A 547-nucleotide genomic window follows, 5' to 3' on the forward strand; every position below is an offset into this window, starting at 1 on the left:
AAGACCCGTTTGGGTTGTATGGTTAAGTGACTAAGCGTACACGGTGGATGCCTTGGCAGTTGGAGGCGATGAAGGACGTATTAACTTGCGATAAGCTTAGTCGAGCTAGTAAAAAGCACTTGAGACTAAGATTTCCGAATGGGGAAACCCACCTGCTTGCAGGTATCGTTAACTGAATACATAGGTTAACGAGGCGAACGCGGAGAACTGAAACATCTAAGTACCCGTAGGAAAAGAAATCAACCGAGATTCCGGAAGTAGCGGCGAGCGAAACCGGAACAGCCCTTAAGCTTATTATGTGTTAATGGAAGGCTCTGGAAAGTGCCACGATACAGGGTGATAGTCCCGTACATGAAAATGCATTTTAAGTGAAATCGAGTAGGTCGGAGCACGTGAAACTTTGACTGAATATAGGTGGACCATCATCTAAGGCTAAATACTCCCAACTGACCGATAGTGAACCAGTACCGTGAGGGAAAGGCGAAAAGAACCCCTGTGAGGGGAGTGAAATAGAACCTGAAACCGTGTACGTACAAGCAGTAGGAGC

At 46.6% G+C, this 547-nt stretch carries 1 rRNA gene; it reads left to right on the forward strand.

Going from position 1 to position 547, the window contains the following annotated elements:
• Window positions 1-20: 20 nt before the first annotated feature.
• Window positions 21-547 (forward strand): 23S ribosomal RNA (locus B5G52_RS21695); the annotation flags it as partial.

This window comes from Pseudoalteromonas sp. A601 (assembly GCF_002165575.1).
In the GTDB taxonomy this organism is placed as follows: domain Bacteria; phylum Pseudomonadota; class Gammaproteobacteria; order Enterobacterales; family Alteromonadaceae; genus Pseudoalteromonas.